The 15,141-nt window shown below is 65.6% G+C and carries 18 protein-coding genes; 12 read left to right on the top strand and 6 right to left on the bottom strand.

Features of this window, described 5'->3' with window-relative positions:
• The first annotated feature begins 14 nt into the window (after window positions 1-14).
• Both ACTXG5_RS16385 and ACTXG5_RS16380 read left to right on the top strand, forming a co-directional pair.
• A complete protein-coding gene (locus tag ACTXG5_RS16385; RefSeq protein ID WP_445159809.1) occupies window positions 15-1,103 on the top strand; it encodes an S-(hydroxymethyl)mycothiol dehydrogenase in 1,089 nt (362 codons plus the stop codon).
• Complete coding sequence (locus tag ACTXG5_RS16380; protein WP_445159808.1) at window positions 1,100-1,723, top strand: MBL fold metallo-hydrolase; 624 nt, start codon at window positions 1,100-1,102, stop codon at window positions 1,721-1,723. The genes ACTXG5_RS16385 and ACTXG5_RS16380 overlap by 4 nt, the downstream gene beginning before the upstream one ends.
• Before the next feature lie 185 nt (window positions 1,724-1,908).
• On the opposite strand, the gene ACTXG5_RS16375 is transcribed toward ACTXG5_RS16380, so the two are convergent.
• Window positions 1,909-2,673 carry an SHOCT domain-containing protein gene (locus ACTXG5_RS16375; protein ID WP_445159807.1) on the bottom strand — a complete coding sequence of 255 codons (765 nt, stop codon included), beginning with the start codon at window positions 2,671-2,673 and terminating at the stop codon, window positions 1,909-1,911.
• A 122-nt stretch (window positions 2,674-2,795) separates the two neighbouring features.
• On the opposite strand from ACTXG5_RS16375, the gene ACTXG5_RS16370 reads away from it, so the two are divergent.
• Together ACTXG5_RS16370 and ACTXG5_RS16365 are read left to right on the top strand one after the other, a co-directional pair.
• Window positions 2,796-3,752 (top strand): SDR family oxidoreductase, encoded by a 957-nt coding sequence (locus tag ACTXG5_RS16370; protein ID WP_445159806.1) that lies wholly within the window; start codon window positions 2,796-2,798, stop codon window positions 3,750-3,752.
• Between the two features lie 150 nt (window positions 3,753-3,902).
• Window positions 3,903-4,301 (top strand): hypothetical protein, encoded by a 399-nt coding sequence (locus ACTXG5_RS16365; protein ID WP_445159805.1) that lies wholly within the window; start codon window positions 3,903-3,905, stop codon window positions 4,299-4,301.
• 3 nt (window positions 4,302-4,304) lie between these two features.
• On the opposite strand, the gene ACTXG5_RS16360 is transcribed toward ACTXG5_RS16365, so the two are convergent.
• The 3 genes from ACTXG5_RS16360 to ACTXG5_RS16350 all read right to left on the bottom strand — a co-directional run bounded on the left by ACTXG5_RS16360 (window position 4,305) and on the right by ACTXG5_RS16350 (window position 7,878).
• Complete coding sequence (locus ACTXG5_RS16360; protein WP_445159804.1) at window positions 4,305-6,152, bottom strand: Hsp70 family protein; 1,848 nt, start codon at window positions 6,150-6,152, stop codon at window positions 4,305-4,307.
• Between the two features lie 133 nt (window positions 6,153-6,285).
• Window positions 6,286-7,377 (bottom strand): NAD(P)H-dependent amine dehydrogenase family protein, encoded by a 1,092-nt coding sequence (locus tag ACTXG5_RS16355; protein ID WP_445159803.1) that lies wholly within the window; start codon window positions 7,375-7,377, stop codon window positions 6,286-6,288.
• Window positions 7,378-7,434: 57 nt separating this feature from the next.
• Window positions 7,435-7,878 carry a MarR family winged helix-turn-helix transcriptional regulator gene (locus ACTXG5_RS16350; RefSeq protein ID WP_445159802.1) on the bottom strand — a complete coding sequence of 148 codons (444 nt, stop codon included), beginning with the start codon at window positions 7,876-7,878 and terminating at the stop codon, window positions 7,435-7,437.
• A gap of 63 nt (window positions 7,879-7,941) precedes the next feature.
• Between ACTXG5_RS16350 and ACTXG5_RS16345 the strand changes: the two genes are divergently transcribed.
• The 6 genes from ACTXG5_RS16345 to ACTXG5_RS16320 all read left to right on the top strand — a co-directional run bounded on the left by ACTXG5_RS16345 (window position 7,942) and on the right by ACTXG5_RS16320 (window position 12,569).
• Window positions 7,942-8,274 (top strand): antibiotic biosynthesis monooxygenase family protein, encoded by a 333-nt coding sequence (locus tag ACTXG5_RS16345; protein WP_445159801.1) that lies wholly within the window; start codon window positions 7,942-7,944, stop codon window positions 8,272-8,274.
• 47 nt (window positions 8,275-8,321) lie between these two features.
• Window positions 8,322-8,669 carry an MmpS family transport accessory protein gene (locus tag ACTXG5_RS16340; RefSeq protein ID WP_445159800.1) on the top strand — a complete coding sequence of 116 codons (348 nt, stop codon included), beginning with the start codon at window positions 8,322-8,324 and terminating at the stop codon, window positions 8,667-8,669.
• A gap of 51 nt (window positions 8,670-8,720) precedes the next feature.
• Entirely contained in the window at window positions 8,721-10,016 is a 1,296-nt protein-coding gene (locus tag ACTXG5_RS16335; protein ID WP_445159799.1) for a cytochrome P450, read from the top strand.
• A gap of 63 nt (window positions 10,017-10,079) precedes the next feature.
• A complete protein-coding gene (locus ACTXG5_RS16330) occupies window positions 10,080-11,429 on the top strand; it encodes a flavin monoamine oxidase family protein (protein ID WP_445159798.1) in 1,350 nt (449 codons plus the stop codon).
• A 119-nt stretch (window positions 11,430-11,548) separates the two neighbouring features.
• Window positions 11,549-12,115, top strand: a complete 567-nt coding sequence (locus ACTXG5_RS16325; protein WP_445159797.1) for an ester cyclase — start codon at window positions 11,549-11,551, stop codon at window positions 12,113-12,115.
• 7 nt (window positions 12,116-12,122) lie between these two features.
• Window positions 12,123-12,569 carry a hypothetical protein gene (locus tag ACTXG5_RS16320; RefSeq protein WP_445159796.1) on the top strand — a complete coding sequence of 149 codons (447 nt, stop codon included), beginning with the start codon at window positions 12,123-12,125 and terminating at the stop codon, window positions 12,567-12,569.
• 4 nt (window positions 12,570-12,573) lie between these two features.
• On the opposite strand, the gene ACTXG5_RS16315 is transcribed toward ACTXG5_RS16320, so the two are convergent.
• Window positions 12,574-13,299 (bottom strand): haloacid dehalogenase type II, encoded by a 726-nt coding sequence (locus ACTXG5_RS16315; RefSeq protein WP_445159795.1) that lies wholly within the window; start codon window positions 13,297-13,299, stop codon window positions 12,574-12,576.
• Window positions 13,300-13,474: 175 nt separating this feature from the next.
• Here ACTXG5_RS16315 and ACTXG5_RS16310 point away from each other — a divergent pair, with 175 nt between their 5' ends.
• Together ACTXG5_RS16310 and ACTXG5_RS16305 are read left to right on the top strand one after the other, a co-directional pair.
• The gene (locus ACTXG5_RS16310) at window positions 13,475-13,786 is read left to right on the top strand and encodes a YidH family protein (protein ID WP_445164451.1); all 312 of its coding nucleotides are present in this window, start codon (window positions 13,475-13,477) and stop codon (window positions 13,784-13,786) included.
• Window positions 13,783-14,115, top strand: a complete 333-nt coding sequence (locus ACTXG5_RS16305) for a DUF202 domain-containing protein (protein ID WP_445159794.1) — start codon at window positions 13,783-13,785, stop codon at window positions 14,113-14,115. Before ACTXG5_RS16310 ends, ACTXG5_RS16305 begins: the two co-directional genes overlap by 4 nt.
• A gap of 51 nt (window positions 14,116-14,166) precedes the next feature.
• Here ACTXG5_RS16305 and ACTXG5_RS16300 read toward each other — a convergent pair whose 3' ends face one another.
• Window positions 14,167-14,859 (bottom strand): Rv3717 family N-acetylmuramoyl-L-alanine amidase, encoded by a 693-nt coding sequence (locus ACTXG5_RS16300; RefSeq protein ID WP_445164450.1) that lies wholly within the window; start codon window positions 14,857-14,859, stop codon window positions 14,167-14,169.
• Window positions 14,860-15,141 lie beyond the last annotated feature (282 nt).

Below are 15,141 nucleotides of genomic sequence, written 5' to 3'. Positions count from 1 at the left end.
GTAGGTTGGAACCCATGAGTCAGACAGTGCGCGGAGTGATTTCACGCAAGAAGGGCCAACCGGTCGAACTGGTGGACATCGTCGTCCCGGATCCCGGCCCCGGAGAGGCCCTCGTCGATGTCATCGCCTGCGGGGTATGCCATACCGACCTGACTTACCGCGATGGCGGCATCAACGACGAGTATCCGTTCCTGCTCGGTCACGAGGCCGCCGGCACGGTCGAAGCGGTCGGGCCGGGCGTCACCGCGGTCGAGCCGGGCGACTTCGTCATCCTCAACTGGCGCGCGGTCTGCGGCCAGTGCCGGGCATGCAAACGCGGCAAGCCGAGCTACTGCTTCGACACGTTCAATGCCACCCAGAAAATGACCCTGACCGACGGCACCGAGCTCACGCCCGCGCTGGGCATTGGGGCCTTCGCCGACAAGACGCTGGTGGCCGCCGGCCAATGCACCAAGGTCAACCCCGAGGCCGACCCCGCGGTCGCCGGATTGCTGGGCTGCGGCGTGATGGCCGGGATCGGCGCCGCGATCAATACCGGCGCCGTGGACCGTAACGACACCGTCGCGGTGATCGGCTGCGGCGGCGTCGGGGATGCCGCGATCGCGGGGGCCGCGCTGGTCGGCGCGAAGCAGATCATCGCCGTCGACACCGACAACGCCAAACTGGACTGGGCCCGCAAGTTCGGGGCCACCCACACCCTCAACGCCCGCGAGTTCGATGTCGTCGAGACCATCCAGGACCTCACCGGCGGCTGCGGCGTCGACGTGGTGATCGATGCGGTCGGTCGCCCCGAAACCTGGAAGCAGGCCTTCTACGCCCGCGATCTCGCCGGCACCGTGGTGCTGGTGGGTGTGCCGACACCCGATATGCGCCTGGACATGCCGCTGGTCGACTTCTTCTCCCGCGGCGGGTCGCTGAAGTCGTCGTGGTACGGCGACTGCCTGCCCGAACGCGACTTCCCCACCCTGATCGATCTCTATCTGCAGGGCCGGCTTCCGCTGGAGCTGTTCGTCTCGGAACGCATCGGGCTGGACGACATCGAGGAGGCGTTCGAGAAGATGCATGCCGGTAAGGTGCTGCGCTCGGTGGTGGTGTTGAAGTGACCGGCATCGACAAAGTCGTCACCCACGGAACCTTCGAACTCGACGGTGGCAGTTGGGAAGTCGACAACAACATCTGGCTTATCGGCGATAACTCCAATGTCGTGGTCTTCGACGCCGCCCACACCGCCGAGCCGATCATCGAGGCCGTCGACGGTCGCAATGTGGTGGCCGTGGTCTGCACCCACGGCCACAACGATCACGTCACCGTCGCTCCCGAGCTGGGCAAGGCACTGGACGCACCGGTGCTGCTGCACCCGGGCGACGAGGTGTTGTGGCGAATGACGCATCCGGACAAGGACTTTCGTCCCTACTCCGACGGGGACACGCTGAGCGTCGGGGGCACCACCCTGCAGGCACTGCACACCCCGGGCCACTCCCCTGGATCCGTGTGCTGGTACGCCCCCGAATTGGGAGTGGTGTTCAGCGGCGACACGCTGTTCTCCGGTGGCCCCGGCGCGACGGGACGCTCGTACTCCGACTTCCCGACGATCCTGAACTCCATCTCGGAGCGACTGGGTGTGCTACCCGGGGACACGATCGTGTACACCGGCCACGGAGACACCACCACCATCGGCGACGAGATTGTGCATTACGAAGAGTGGGTGGCGCGGGGTCACTGACCCGCCCTCAGCTGGCGGCCGAGCGTCGCCCGCTCGCGTCGCCCGCTCGCGTCGCCCGCTCGCGTCGCCCGCTCGCGTATCTAACCCCACTGCGAAATTCGGCGGCCAAATTCGCAGCCACGTTAGGCTCGCGGGTAGCTGCTCGTGGCGCGGGGCCACTGACGCGCGGGGTCACTGACCCGCGCTCAGTGCCCTTCGAGGATCCGCTGCTTCTCGGTCTGAAACTCCTGCTCGGTCAACGCTCCGGAATCCCGCAGCGCCGCCAGCGTTTTGAGCCGCTCGAGCCGGACGCCCTCGTCGGTGGGTTCGTGCGCGCTGACAGGCGGCGTATAGGGCGACGGCACCGGCACGACCGGCACCACCGTGGGCGCTAGTGCCTGAGCCGCCTGCACCACCGCGGCCCCCGCCTTGCGCCGGGTGCGGGCCAGCCACCACCCCGAGACGATCGAATCGACCAGGCCCACAACGAACATCGCCACGAACAACCACACCAGATAGCCATGGGAACTCGAGTGACCGAAGGCCAGTCGAGGCGCGATGAATCCGTTGACCTGTCCGTCTGTGGTGATGTTGTACGTTCCCGCGGTGGGGATCTGAGCCACCCACACCCGCACGTGCGCGTCATTGTTGACTGTTGTTGTGCTGCCGATGTTTTCGCTCATCGTCGGCTGCGCCAGTCCGTCGGGCGGGGTGATCGTGACCCCAAGCGGCGGCACTGGCAGACCGCCGCCGTCGGGACCGCTGATCACGACGGTGTGCAAGCTGACGGTGACTTCACCGGCGGGCAAGTACAGGCTGCCCGACCCCGGGATCGGCACCTCGCCGTACGCGTTGTACTTGTCCAGGAAAAAGGTGTTGAGCACCAACGCGAAGATGAAACCGCCGACCGACACGATCATCATCACGACGGCAGCAGTCAGCGAAATCTTCGCACGCCGTCTGCTGCTCATCCACGCAGTGTGTCACTGCGAGCCACCTCCGTGCCAGCGACGCAATCTGCCGAGGGGGTTCGCTGACGGCGACACAAAGAGCACACTAGGACGGAACTCATACCTAAGAAGGAGTGATACGCATGGCCAACGATCTCGTTGCCACCGTGCCAGACCTGTCCGGCAAGCTGGCGATCGTCACCGGAGCCAACAGCGGTCTGGGTTTCGGTCTGGCCAAGCGGCTCTCGGCGGCCGGCGCCGATGTGGTCATGGCGATCCGCAATCGGGCCAAGGGCGAGGCGGCGATCGACGAGATCCGCAGCGGCGTGCCCGACGCGAAGCTGACCATCAAGTCCCTCGACCTGTCGTCGCTGGACTCCGTCGCCGCGCTGGGTGAACAGCTCAACGCCGAGGGCCGCCCGATCGACATCCTGATCAACAACGCCGGAGTCATGACGCCGCCGGAACGCGACACCACCGCCGACGGCTTCGAATTGCAGTTCGGCAGTAACCATCTCGGGCACTTCGCGCTGACGGCGCATCTGCTGCCGCTGCTACGCGCCGCGCAGCGTTCCCGCGTCGTCTCCTTGAGCAGCCTCGCGGCCAGCCAAAGCGGCAAGATCCACTTCGACGACCTTCAGTTCGAGAAGTCCTACGCGCCGATGGCGGCCTACGGCCAGTCGAAGCTGGCGGTGTTGATGTTCGCTCGCGAGTTGGACAAGCGCAGCCGCGCCGGTGGCTGGGGCATCGTCGCCAATGCGGCGCACCCCGGCCTGACCAAGACCAACCTGCAGGTCAGCGGACCTTCCTACGGGCGCGAAAAGCCGGCGCTGATGGAGCGGTTGTACAAGGCGTCGTGGCGTTTCACGCCGTTCCTGTGGCAGGACATCAACGAAGGGATCCTGCCCGCTCTCTATGCGGCCGCGACGCCACAGGCCGACGGCGGCGAATTCTATGGACCACGCGGATTCATGGAGCTCGCCGGCGGCGGTGTCAAAGTAGCCAGCACGCCCAAGCGTGCTCGCAACGACGATGACTGCCGGCGGCTGTGGGAGATTTCCGAAAAGCTCGCCGGTACCGGCTATCCGGGGCCCAACTAGCAACTGGCACACAGCTTTTCCCGTCTCACCCTCCTTGTGACCGCTGGTCAGGCATAAAAGATTGCGGTAACGAGAGTTTCGACACAGCGCGGCAGGGGGTAACCGTCAGCAAGCTGCAGTCGAAGCTGCAACTCAACAGGGGGTAGCTAAATGAGCGTGCAGGACGACAAAACAGCTGGTCAGAAAGACGAGACAGCTGGTCGAGAAGACGACAACGATCGCGCAGACGGCGATCAGCAACTCACCGAGAAGCCAGAGCCGGACGACGGCGCCAAAGAAAAAGCCGCCGAAATGATGACGGCCTACGAGGACAAGCCCACATTGGTGCTCCCCGGTTCCGGCGGGGCTGTTTCGGGCACGGCGATCGGTGCGTGGCTGGACGACGACGGCAGTCCGAAGAACAGCGAAGACTCCGACCGCGACGACGAAGACAAGCAGGAGCAAGTCAAGAAAGACATGGCTCTGAACGACAAACTCCGGGAACTCGCGGCCGAGGAAAACAAGGGCGAAAAGCGCGGACCCGGCACTAAGGGACCCGGCGCCGATTAGCCCTTACGGGCCACCAAAACCGGGAATTGGCAAGCTGAATCCAGGGATACGCGGGATGGGCGGAATGCCCGGAATCGGTGGAATTCCCGGGCCGCGAGGTGCCGGAGCTGGTATTTGGGGCACCGGCGGCGGGGCCGGAGCCTCCACCGGGGGCGGCGGGGGCGCCTCGGGGACCGGCGTATCCACGGCCGCGGGCGGAGGCACATCTACGGGAGCGGGAGCAGGAGCGGGAGCGGGAGCAGGAGCAGGAGCAGGAGCGTCAGCCGGTTGCGGCGGCGCGGCCGGAGCCGGAGTCGCGGCCTGGCCGGTGATCGGCGCCTGGCTCGGCGGTGCGGGTTGCGGAGCTCCACCATTGGCCGGCGGTGCGGAAGCCGGAGTCGTGCTCACGCCCGGGGCCGGCGCCGGTTTGTCGTCGGAGAGGCCGATCGCCAACGCGATGCCCACCAGCAGCACCGCGACCGCCGTGCCGATGATGAACAGGCCCGGCACCCGATACCAGGGAATGACCGGTTCCTTTTTCTCCCGGCGTGGCTGCGCGGGCTGTTGGAAATTCAATGCGGGGCGCGCCGACGTATAGCCGGACCCGCCGCCATGATTCGGGGCCTGCGCGGCAGCGATGGGCATCGCGTGCGAATGGTCGTCGGTCTCCGACCAGGCCAGCGCCGGCATCAGGCTGGACACCGGCTCCGAGGGCGGCGCCTGGGTCAGCACCGACTTTCGCTCCTCTACCGCCACCGGCGCTACCGCCGCCGCCACTGCCCCCGCTCCGAGCGCAGCCGGGGTCAGCAGGGTCGCGCTGGTCTCCCCCGGCCCACGCGTCGCGCGCAACGCCCCGCCGATGGCCGGGGCCAGGTACGGACGCGGCGTCGTCACGACCGGAACGCGCAGATGTCCAGACAGCATCGTGGTGACCGCCGGGATGCTTGCGCCTCCGCCGACCGAAACCACCGCGACCAGATCACGAATCCCGTTGCGCGCCAACGTTTCATCCAGCACCGCCACGAATTTGGCCAGCGACGCACGGATCGCGTCGTCGAGTTCGTTCCTGGTGATCCGGATTTCGCCGGGTATCCCCGGCAACTCCTCGGCGAGCGTGGCAACGGTGCTCGACGAGAGCTGCTCCTTGGCGTTTCGGCATCCGGTCCGCAGCCGGCTCAGCGGTCCGATCGCCGAAGTGCCGGACGGATCAAAGGAATCGGCGCTGGGCAGGTTGGCCAGAACCGTCGTCAACAGCGCCTGATCGATCAGGTCACCGGAGAAGTCGAGGTGCCGCACGGTCGCGGCGAGCGGCTGATAGTCACCCGCGGCGTCCATCAGCGTGATGCTGGTGCCGCTGCCGCCGAAGTCGCATACCGCCACGGTCCCCCGCGCCGGTATGCCGGGGTTGGCCCGCACCGCGAACAGCGTCGCGGCCGCATCCGGGATCAAGGTCAGCGGCGGGGCGCGATGTGACCATTCGGGCACCCGGCTCAGCGCGGAACCCAGGGCCTCGACCGCGTTCGATCCCCAGTGCGCGGGGTGGGTCACCGCGACGTTTTCCGGCAGCGCGCCCCCGTTGGTGGCGGCGTAGGCCAGTGCCCGCAACCCGTCGGCGGCCAATACCTCGCTGCGGTGCACGGAGCCGTCGGCCGCCACGATGCCGATCGGATCGCCGACGCGGTCCACGAAGTCGGTGATCACCAGGCCCGGCTGGTCCAACCGGGGGTTCTCGGACGGCACCCCGAGCTCGGGCACGCGGTCGCGATAGAGCGTCATGACGGGCTTACGGGTGATGGCGTGGTCGGCGGTGACCGCGGCGAAGTTGGTCGCGCCAATCGCGAGCCCCAGCGCGGGCGTAGCTCCGTCTGACATGGTCCAATCCCCGTTATCGAGCGGAATGCCCCCGCACCCGCTTAGCCCCAATTTTGTCGGTTATACCTATAGCCAATCTCTGCGCTGGCTATGCGCCAGCTGGGTAACGAATCGGCCACATTGTCCGCGCTGGTCACCGTATGCTGCCGGCCCCGGCGATCAGCGGAAGATCCAGCGGCGTGACCCAGCCGGGCGGCAAGTCGTTGACCGCCGGCACGGCATTCAATGCCCGCAGCCCGGTCGCCAGGCACCCGGCCGCGGCCGCGTCCCGGCCGGAGCCGTCGGTGAACCGGAACGCGGTCTCCTGGAAGATGCTCGGCGTCCCTTCGATGTCCACCCGGTAGACGTCGTTGTCGTGGCCCGTCGGCCAATCGGGGGCGGCGTCAAGCCCGATGCGGTTGACGTGCTCGAGCTGGATGCGGGTTTCGCCCTTGTAGACGCCATTGATGGTGAACCGGACGGCGGCGACGTGACCGGGTTTGATGACACCTCTGGCGGAGTTGCGCTCAGTGGGTGTCACCCACTTGTCCCAGGTGGTGGTCATTTCGTCGAGCATGATGCCCGCGGCGTGCGCGATCATCGGGATGGTGGCGCCCCACGCGAAGATCAGCACGTCGCGGTCTTCCAGCATCGGCTTGAATTCGGGCTCGCGGCCGATGCCCATCTCGAATTCGTAGTCGCCCTCGTAGTTGGTGTAGTCGAGCAGCTCCGATGCCCGGACGCTCCGTACCTCCGAGGTCAGGCCCATCAGCGTCATCGGGAACAGGTCGTTGGCGAATCCGGGGTCGATGCCGGTGGTGAAGCAGGACGACTCGCCCAGCTCGCAGGCTTCGGTGATGGGCTCGATCCAGTTCGGCGGGTTCAGGTGCATCGTCGGCCACACCCACGGCGTCATCGCGGTCGAGCACACATCGATCCCGGCCCGCAGAAAACGGGTGATCAGCGAGATGTTCTCTTTGGCGTGCATCGCCGTCGGGCCGTAGTGCACCAACGCGTCGGGCTTCAAAGCAATGAGCGCGTCGACGTCGTCGGTGGCGAGAACGCCCACCGGTTCGGGCAAGCCGCAGATCTCGCCGACGTCGCGGCCAACCTTGTTCGGGTTGCTGACGCCGACGCCGACCAACTCAAACAGCGGGTGCTTGACGATCTCGGGGATCACCATCCTGCCGACGAAGCCAGTGCCATAAACCACTACCCGCTTTGAGCCATGTTCCGGCTTGCCCATTCTCGAAACTCACTTTCTCGATCAGCAGCCCCCCGCTCCGGGATTCACACTAAGCCCTCAGTAGTTCGGCACCGCTTCCAGGTTTTGCGCGCATCGCAATAACAGGGTGGCGAGCTCACGGCGCTGCGCGGCTGACATCCCCTGCAACATCCCGGCTTCCACGTCCTCGACGGCGGCGTGGCTGCTCTTGAGGCGCGCCAGCCCAAGCGGGGTCAGGACCAGTGCGCGGGCGCGACCCCGCCCCTGCGCATCCGACGGGGCAACGAGGTCCCCGGTTCGCAGCCCGCTCAAAACGTCACCCAGCGACTGACGAGTGACGAAGCACAGCCTCGCGAGTTCGGCGGCCGACGCGTCGGGATGATCGTGCAGAGCACGCAACAGCGCGTACTGCGACATCGACAACCCGGTGGCTTTCAGCGCCGCGTCGCACTGGCGTCGCAGCGCCTGCTGAACCCGCTTCACCAAATAGCCTGCGCCACTCTCGATCGGCGCTTGACTCATGACAGGAACCTTACATCATGTTACGGTGGATTGTAAGGTTCCTGACAATCGAGAGGTCCGACCATGACCACGATCCAAGAGCACGCCCCCATCGCCACCCTGATCAATGTCTTCACCGTGGCACCCGAGCGCGCGTCGGAACTGGCTGAACTGCTGGGCCGGGCCACCGAAGAGACGATGCGGTTCGTCCCCGGCTTCATCTCGGCCAACATCCACGTCAGCACCGATGGCACCCGCGTGGCCAACTACGCGCAGTGGCAAAGCGTCGAGGCGTACCAAGCGATGTTCGAAGATCCGAGAGCGCGTGAACACATGAGCGTGGCCGCCGAGATCGCGACGAGCTTCGAACCGCAGCTCTACACCGTGGAATCGGTGCACCTAGCGCCCAACGTCTAGGTGCGAACCGCTTCCCTACGGACGCTCGCAGTGACACGATGCAAATCATGACGAAGCATCTCAGCGGACCCGCGGCCCTGTTTGCTATCGGTATCGGGTTGGCAAATGCCTGCGGCATCGCCCACGCCCTGCCCGAGATGCCTCAGGTCCGCTACGAGGTCAATGGGCCCGCGGTCGCCCAATTCATCTACTACCAGACCGAGGCCGGTCAGCTGCACCAGGTCAATGCGCCCCTGCCGTGGTCGATTGAGTTCACCGGCTTCGGGGGCCAGGTGTTCGCCCTCAGCGCGCAGGGGCCGGGTCCCCTCACCTGCAAGATTTTCGTCGACGGCAACGTGGTGAGCGCCGCGACGGCGACGACGGGCGTGCCCGCCAGAACCGCGTGCACGCACTGATCCGGGTCTAGGCACGCCAGTGTCACCTCTTCAAGGGCGAAGGAGGGCCAAGTGAGCCTCACGACGGGCATTACGACGCGACCGAATGGGACGCCACCGCCCGAGATCCCACTTGCCGATATCCATCTCGAGTCGCTCGACTTCTGGGTGCAGAACGACGACATCCGCGACGCCGCCTTCGCCACCTTGCGCCGGGAAGCCCCGATTTCGTTCTGGCCCCCGATCGAGATGGAGGGGTTTGAATCGGGCACCGGGTATTGGGCGCTGACCAAGCTCGACGACGTCCACTTCGTCAGCCGTCATCCCGACATCTTCAGCTCCGCCGGCGGCATCACCGTCAACGACCAGACAGCGGATTTGGCCGAGTATTTCGGGTCGATGATCGTGCTCGACGACCCGCGACACCAGCGGCTGCGCGCGATCGTCAGCAGGGCCTTCACCCCGAAAGTGGTCGCCCGCATTGAGACGTCGGTGCGGGAGCGGGCCCATCGGCTGGTCGCCTCTCTGACCGCCAACCATCCCGACGGCGAAGCCGACCTCGTCACCGAGCTCGCCGGGCCGCTGCCGCTGCAGGTCATCTGCGACATGATGGGGATTCCCGAGGAGGACCATCAGCGAGTCTTCCACTGGACCAACGTGATTCTCGGGTTTGGTGACCCCGATCTGACCACCGATTTCGAAGAGTTCATGCATGTGTCTATGGACATCGGCACCTATGCCACCGCGCTGGCCGAAGACCGCCGGTCCAATCATCACGACGATCTGACCACCGCTCTGGTGGAAGCCGAGGTCGACGGTGACCGGCTTACCTCCCAGGAGATCGCGTCGTTCTTCATCCTGTTGGTGGTGGCCGGCAACGAGACCACGCGCAACGCGATCAGCCACGGCGTGCTGGCGTTGTCCCGCTTCCCCGAGCAACGCAAGAAGTGGTGGTCCAACTTCGAGGAACTGACACCCACCGCGGTCGAGGAGATCGTGCGGTGGGCCACCCCGGTGATCTACATGCGCCGCAGCCTGACCCGAGACTTCGAGTTGAGCGGCGTCAAGATGGCCGCCGGCGACAAGGTCGCGATGTTCTACAACTCGGTCAACCGCGACGAGTCAAAGTTCGCCAATCCATGGGCTTTTGATGTCGCACGCAACCCCAACCCGCACCTGGGCTTCGGCGGCGGAGGCGCGCATTTCTGTTTGGGGGCCAACCTGGCTCGTCGTGAGATCCGGGTCCTCTTCGACGAATTGCGCCGGGAAATCCCGGACATTGGCGTAACCGGCAAACCAGCGCGATTGCTGTCGCAATTCATTCACGGCATCAAGAGCCTGCCGGTCGCTTGGACTCCCCCGGCCTGACACCCGCGGTTGAGCAAACTTTTCGATTGACTGCTCTGTTGATTGCGGGTAGGCATTCTCAGCATGACTGACGTTGACGTGTGCGTGGTGGGTGCCGGCTTCGCGGGTCTGACTGCCGCGCTTCGACTCAAGCAGGCCGGGCATTCGGTGGCGTTGCTGGAGGCACGCGATCGGGTCGGCGGTCGGACCTTCACCGTGCCCCGCGACGACGGGTCGTGGATCGACAGGGGCGGCGCCTGGGTCGGGCCGACGCAGGACCGGATCCACGCGATGATGGACGAGTTCGGCGCCAAGACCTTCAAGCAGTACCACGAAGGCGAGGCCATGATGGTCGTCGACGGCAAACAGCATCGCTACGGCGGCATGATCCCCTGGACCATGAGCCCGTGGGCCTCATTGAATCTGGGCGCGGCGATGCTCGAGCTGGGCCAGATGTGCAAGTCAATCCCCCTGGACGCGCCCTGGGAAGCCAAGAATGCCCAGAAGTGGGATCGCATGACGCTGGCCCAGTGGCTGGAAAAGAACATCGCCTCCAAGGCGGCGCACGCCCTCCTCGACACGGCGATCTCCGGTTGCTACACGTCGGCGTCCTCCGAGGTGTCGATGCTGTTCATGCTTTTTCAGATGGGATCCGCCGGCGGTCCCAGCTGGGTACTCGGCGGCAAGGACGCCTCGCAAGACTCCCGCGTCGTCGGCGGCATGGGTGCGATCTACCAGCCGATGGCCGCCGAGTTGGGCGATGCGATCCAGCTCTCGCAACCGGTCCGCTACATCACGCAGGACGCCGACGGGGTAACCGTGCGGTCCGAAACTGACAGCATCCGGGCGCGACGCGCCATCGTCGCGGTCCCGATCGCGATAGCCAGCCAAATCATTTACGAGCCAATGCTTCCCACCGATCGATCATTCCTGCACCAGCGGATGCCCAGTGGCGCAATTGTCAAAGTTTCGATCGTGTACGACGAGCCGTTCTGGCGGGCCGACGGTTTGTGCGGCCAGTCGGCGGCGCCGGGATCGATCGCGACGGTGACCATCGACGCCTGCACCGACACCGGGACGCCGGGCATCCTGTGCGTCATCATCGAGGGCCCCATCGCCCGGCAATACGAGCGCCTCGACGAGGGTGAACGCCGGCAAGCGGTACTCGACGCCCTCGTCGAGCGATTCGGCGCGAAGGCCGGCAAGCCCGTCGAATACCACGAACAGAACTGGACTCGCGAACCGTATTCCGGCGGCGGGATGCTCAGCCACGCGCCGCCCGGGGTGCTCACCGAGTTCGGCCATGCGCTGCGTGAACCGTGCGGCCGTATTCACTGGGCCGGCACCGAGACCTCGCCGCAAATGTGCGGCTGGATCGACGGCGCGATCCGCTCCGGTGAACGGGCCGCTACCGAAGTCATCGGCGGCGGGTAGCCCTTCCCGTCGTGGCTGTCCGGAAGGACGCTGCACTTTCAAACTCGATATCGCATGCGATATCGAATTCCGAGATGACTCCACCCGCCGTGTGGCAACGGCGGCTTATCGTGAACACCGTGACCATTCCCGCGTTTCCCACTCTCGAGGTGCTGGCGGCGCGCCAGAAACTCGTGCTCGACCACTTCCATGACGAGGTCCGCCAAGACTGGGACGACGTGTTGTCGACGTTCCCGCACCCCCACTATGAGCTGATCCCGCAGATGGTCATCCACGACGGAAACGACGCGGTGCGTGGCTACTACGACTACACGCGCACCGCGTTCCCCGATCAGGACCACGAAATCATCGCGCTGCGGCACAGCGCCGACGCGGTGATCGCCGAGTTCTGGTTGATGGGCACACATCGGGGCTATCTGGGCAAGGTTCCGCCCACCGGCAGCCGGTTCCGGGTCCGCATCACCGCCTACTTCGTCTTCGACGACGCGGAAACGCTTGTCTCCGAACGCATTTACTTCGACACGCTGACCATGATCAAGCAGCTGCTGGGCGGGCTGAACATGAAGAAGCCGTCGAACTGGTTGCTGGCCGCGCGCTGTGTGCGCGGGCTGCTGTCGATGGCGTCGGAAAAGCCGGACCCGGCGCTGACCAATACCGCGCCGCCGGCGTTCAGCGAAGCGGGCTAAGACCGCCATGCGAATGCGACGCCTTCATGCGGTCTGCGGCCTGACCGCCGTCGCACTGCTGGGCGCTGGCGCCATCGCCAAAGCCGCACCACTGGGCTCACACACCGAGAAGTGGATCAGCCTTCAAGTCGGCGATTGCGTCGCCGACCTTCCGCCGGCCGATCTCAGCCGGGTGACGGTCACCGTTATCGATTGCACCACAGCGCATTTGGCCGAGGTCTATCTGCGCGCGCCGATGGCCGTGGACACCGCCATCTCCAACGTCGCCAATCGGGACTGCACTGCCGGATTTGCTCCCTACACCGGCAAACCCCTGGACGGCAGCGCGTTTTCGATCACGTATCTCATCGACTCGAACCAGGATCGCACCGGAGCCGATCCGACCCCGAGCACCCTGATCTGCCTGCTGCAATCCGCCAACGGTCAACCGCTGACCGGGTCCGCCCATCGCTGATGCTTTACGACGGCCACCGCGCGCCCAGCTGATCGGCAAGGTCGAGGAAGTCGGACGCGTTGATGTCGAACTCGTCGGAATAGGCGACGTCGGCGTCGCCGTCGGCCCCGAATTCCAGCGGGCGCGCGACGAAGGCCGTGCGAAAGCCGAGGCCGGCCGCCGCGCGGATGTCGTATTTGTGGCTTGCCACCATCATGATGTCGCCGGGATCCAGGCCCAGGTAGGTCGCGGCCATCCGATAGATCGCCGGGTCGGGCTTGAACACCCCGGCCATCTCCGCGGCAAAGATGGCATCCCAGGGCAACCGCGCTCGCTTGGAGATATTGATGACCGCGGACACGTCGGCGTTCGACAGCGTCGCCAACGTGAACTCGCTCTTCAGCCAGGACAGCCCGGGCGCCACATCCGGCCAGGGCTCGAGTCGTTGCCAGGCCAGGGTGAGCTCCTCGCGCTCGGCGTCGGAAAAGTCCGTGATGCCCGACTCCTGCAGGACGGTTTCCAGTGCGTCGCGATACACCGAGTGCACCGACACCCATCCGTCGTGGCGACTTCGCGCAGCCTCCAGCGCCGTGAAGTAACCGGCGCGCCAGCGCCGGACCAGGTCGGACCAATCGATACCCGTGTGACGCCCGGCGCTGATTCGTTGCGCCTCGCCGCAGACGGTCGAATGGAAATCGGTCGCAGTGCCCTGCACGTCGAACAACAACGCCTTAACCACAGGCTCAATCATGCCGTCAGGCTCCGGGCCGCGCCGTGCCGGCGCCATGCGGTGAGTTAAAATCATGGCTATCTAAATTATTGTTTGCATACTCCTTGCGAGGTATCCAGTGGCCGATCACACCATCACGCGCGCCGGCGCAGGTCAGGCCGACAGCGCGGAGTCCGAACCCGACTACCGCTTCACCATGGCCAACGAGCGGACCTTCCTGGCCTGGCAGCGCACCGCGCTGGGGCTGCTCGCGGCGGCGGTCGCCCTGGAACAGCTAGTTCCCGAGATGACGGTGCCCGGCGCCCGCCGGCTGCTCGGTGTGGGGCTCGCGGTGCTGGCCGTCCTCACCAGTGGGATGGGCCTGCTGCGCTGGCAACAAGCCGATCACGCCATGCGCGGCGGCGACCCGTTGCCCCGTCACCCCTCACCGGCCTACCTCGCGGTCGGCCTCGGCCTGGTCGGGCTCATCGCGCTCGGGTTGGTCATTCTCAAGGCGGTCTCGGGTTGACCCAGGCGGCGGCCCGCAACCCGTCGTCGAGCACGTTGTCGGCAGAACGCACCACGCTGGCGTGGAGCCGGACGTCGTTCGCGTTCCTGGCCAACGGCGTGCTGTTGACCATCAAAGAAGTGCACGGCGCGAACGGGCTGACGCCGCTGATCCCGGCGATCCTGGCTCTGGCCGCGGCGTTGTGTACCTACCTGATCGCGTTCAAGCGACAACAAACACTGCAGCAGCGACCGCTCCCGGCGCGCATCACTGCTCGTCGCCAGGTGTTCAGCGTCGGGGTAGCAACGTTGCTGCTGATCGTCATGGCCACGGTCGCGCAGCTGGTCTAGTCGAGTCGGCCGCACGAAAGAAGCTGTCCCAGGCCAAAACTCCGCGGCCCGCTAGCCGGTCGGCGCTTTCGCATTCAGAAACGCGACGATCCCCCGCGTGACGGCCGCGGCGTACTTCGCCTGGCCGTCCGCGCTTTCTATCCGCGCGGCGTCGTCCGCGTTTCTCATGTTGCCCAGCTCGACGAGGACCGCCGGGTACTGGGCCAGGTTCAGCCCGGCGAGGTCGTCGCGGCCGTAGAGGCCGTCCGCCCCGAGGTAGGTGGACGGGTGAAAACCCGCCTGGACCAGGGCGTCACGCATCGTGTGCGCCAGTTGCACGCTCTGGACAGCCTGGACGTCGTTCAACGGCGGGCTGGAGTAGTTGACGTGAAATCCACTGCCGGACGCAGGACCACCGTCGGCGTGGATGCTCACGATCGCATCGGGGTGCATCGCATTGGCTTGCGCAGCACGCTGGTCGATGCAGGGTCCAACAGAGTTGTCGTTGTCACGAGACAGCGCCGTGTTCACGCCCATTTGTCGCAGCGACTCGTTGACGAGTCCGACGACAGCCCAATTGAACGCATGCTCCGGGTAGCCGCTATTCGTGGCGGCGCCCGACGTTTGGCACGGTTTCGTGCCGCCCCGACCATTCGGAACTTGCTGGTTTATCGAAGCGTCGTTGACGGCGTTGTGACCCGCGTCGAGGAAGACGGATGCTCCAGCGACGCCGGCAGATGCGCGAGGGACATCAAGCGTTGTCATGCCCAGAAGCACCGGCACGACAGCGGCACGTTTCAAGACTTCGCGTCTAGAAACAGATTTCGGCCGGCCGCACGCACCTGGCACCGGCGGATCGCTCACCGCGCGATGGTAACAATCACCCTGCTACCCTGGGCATCAAGCCGATTGATTCTTATGGCACGACTTCGGGACAGGGCCAGCGAACGTTCGGTATTTGACCGGGGATACAGGCCAAATAAGATCACTTCTGATCGTCTGCGTGTCGATTTTGTGGTCTTCGGCAATGGTGGTGAACTGGTCTAG

This window comes from Mycobacterium sp. Dal123C01 (assembly GCF_052566995.1).
Note: the sequence above shows the minus strand (reverse complement) of the source record. Positions and strands in the feature narration are given on the sequence as shown.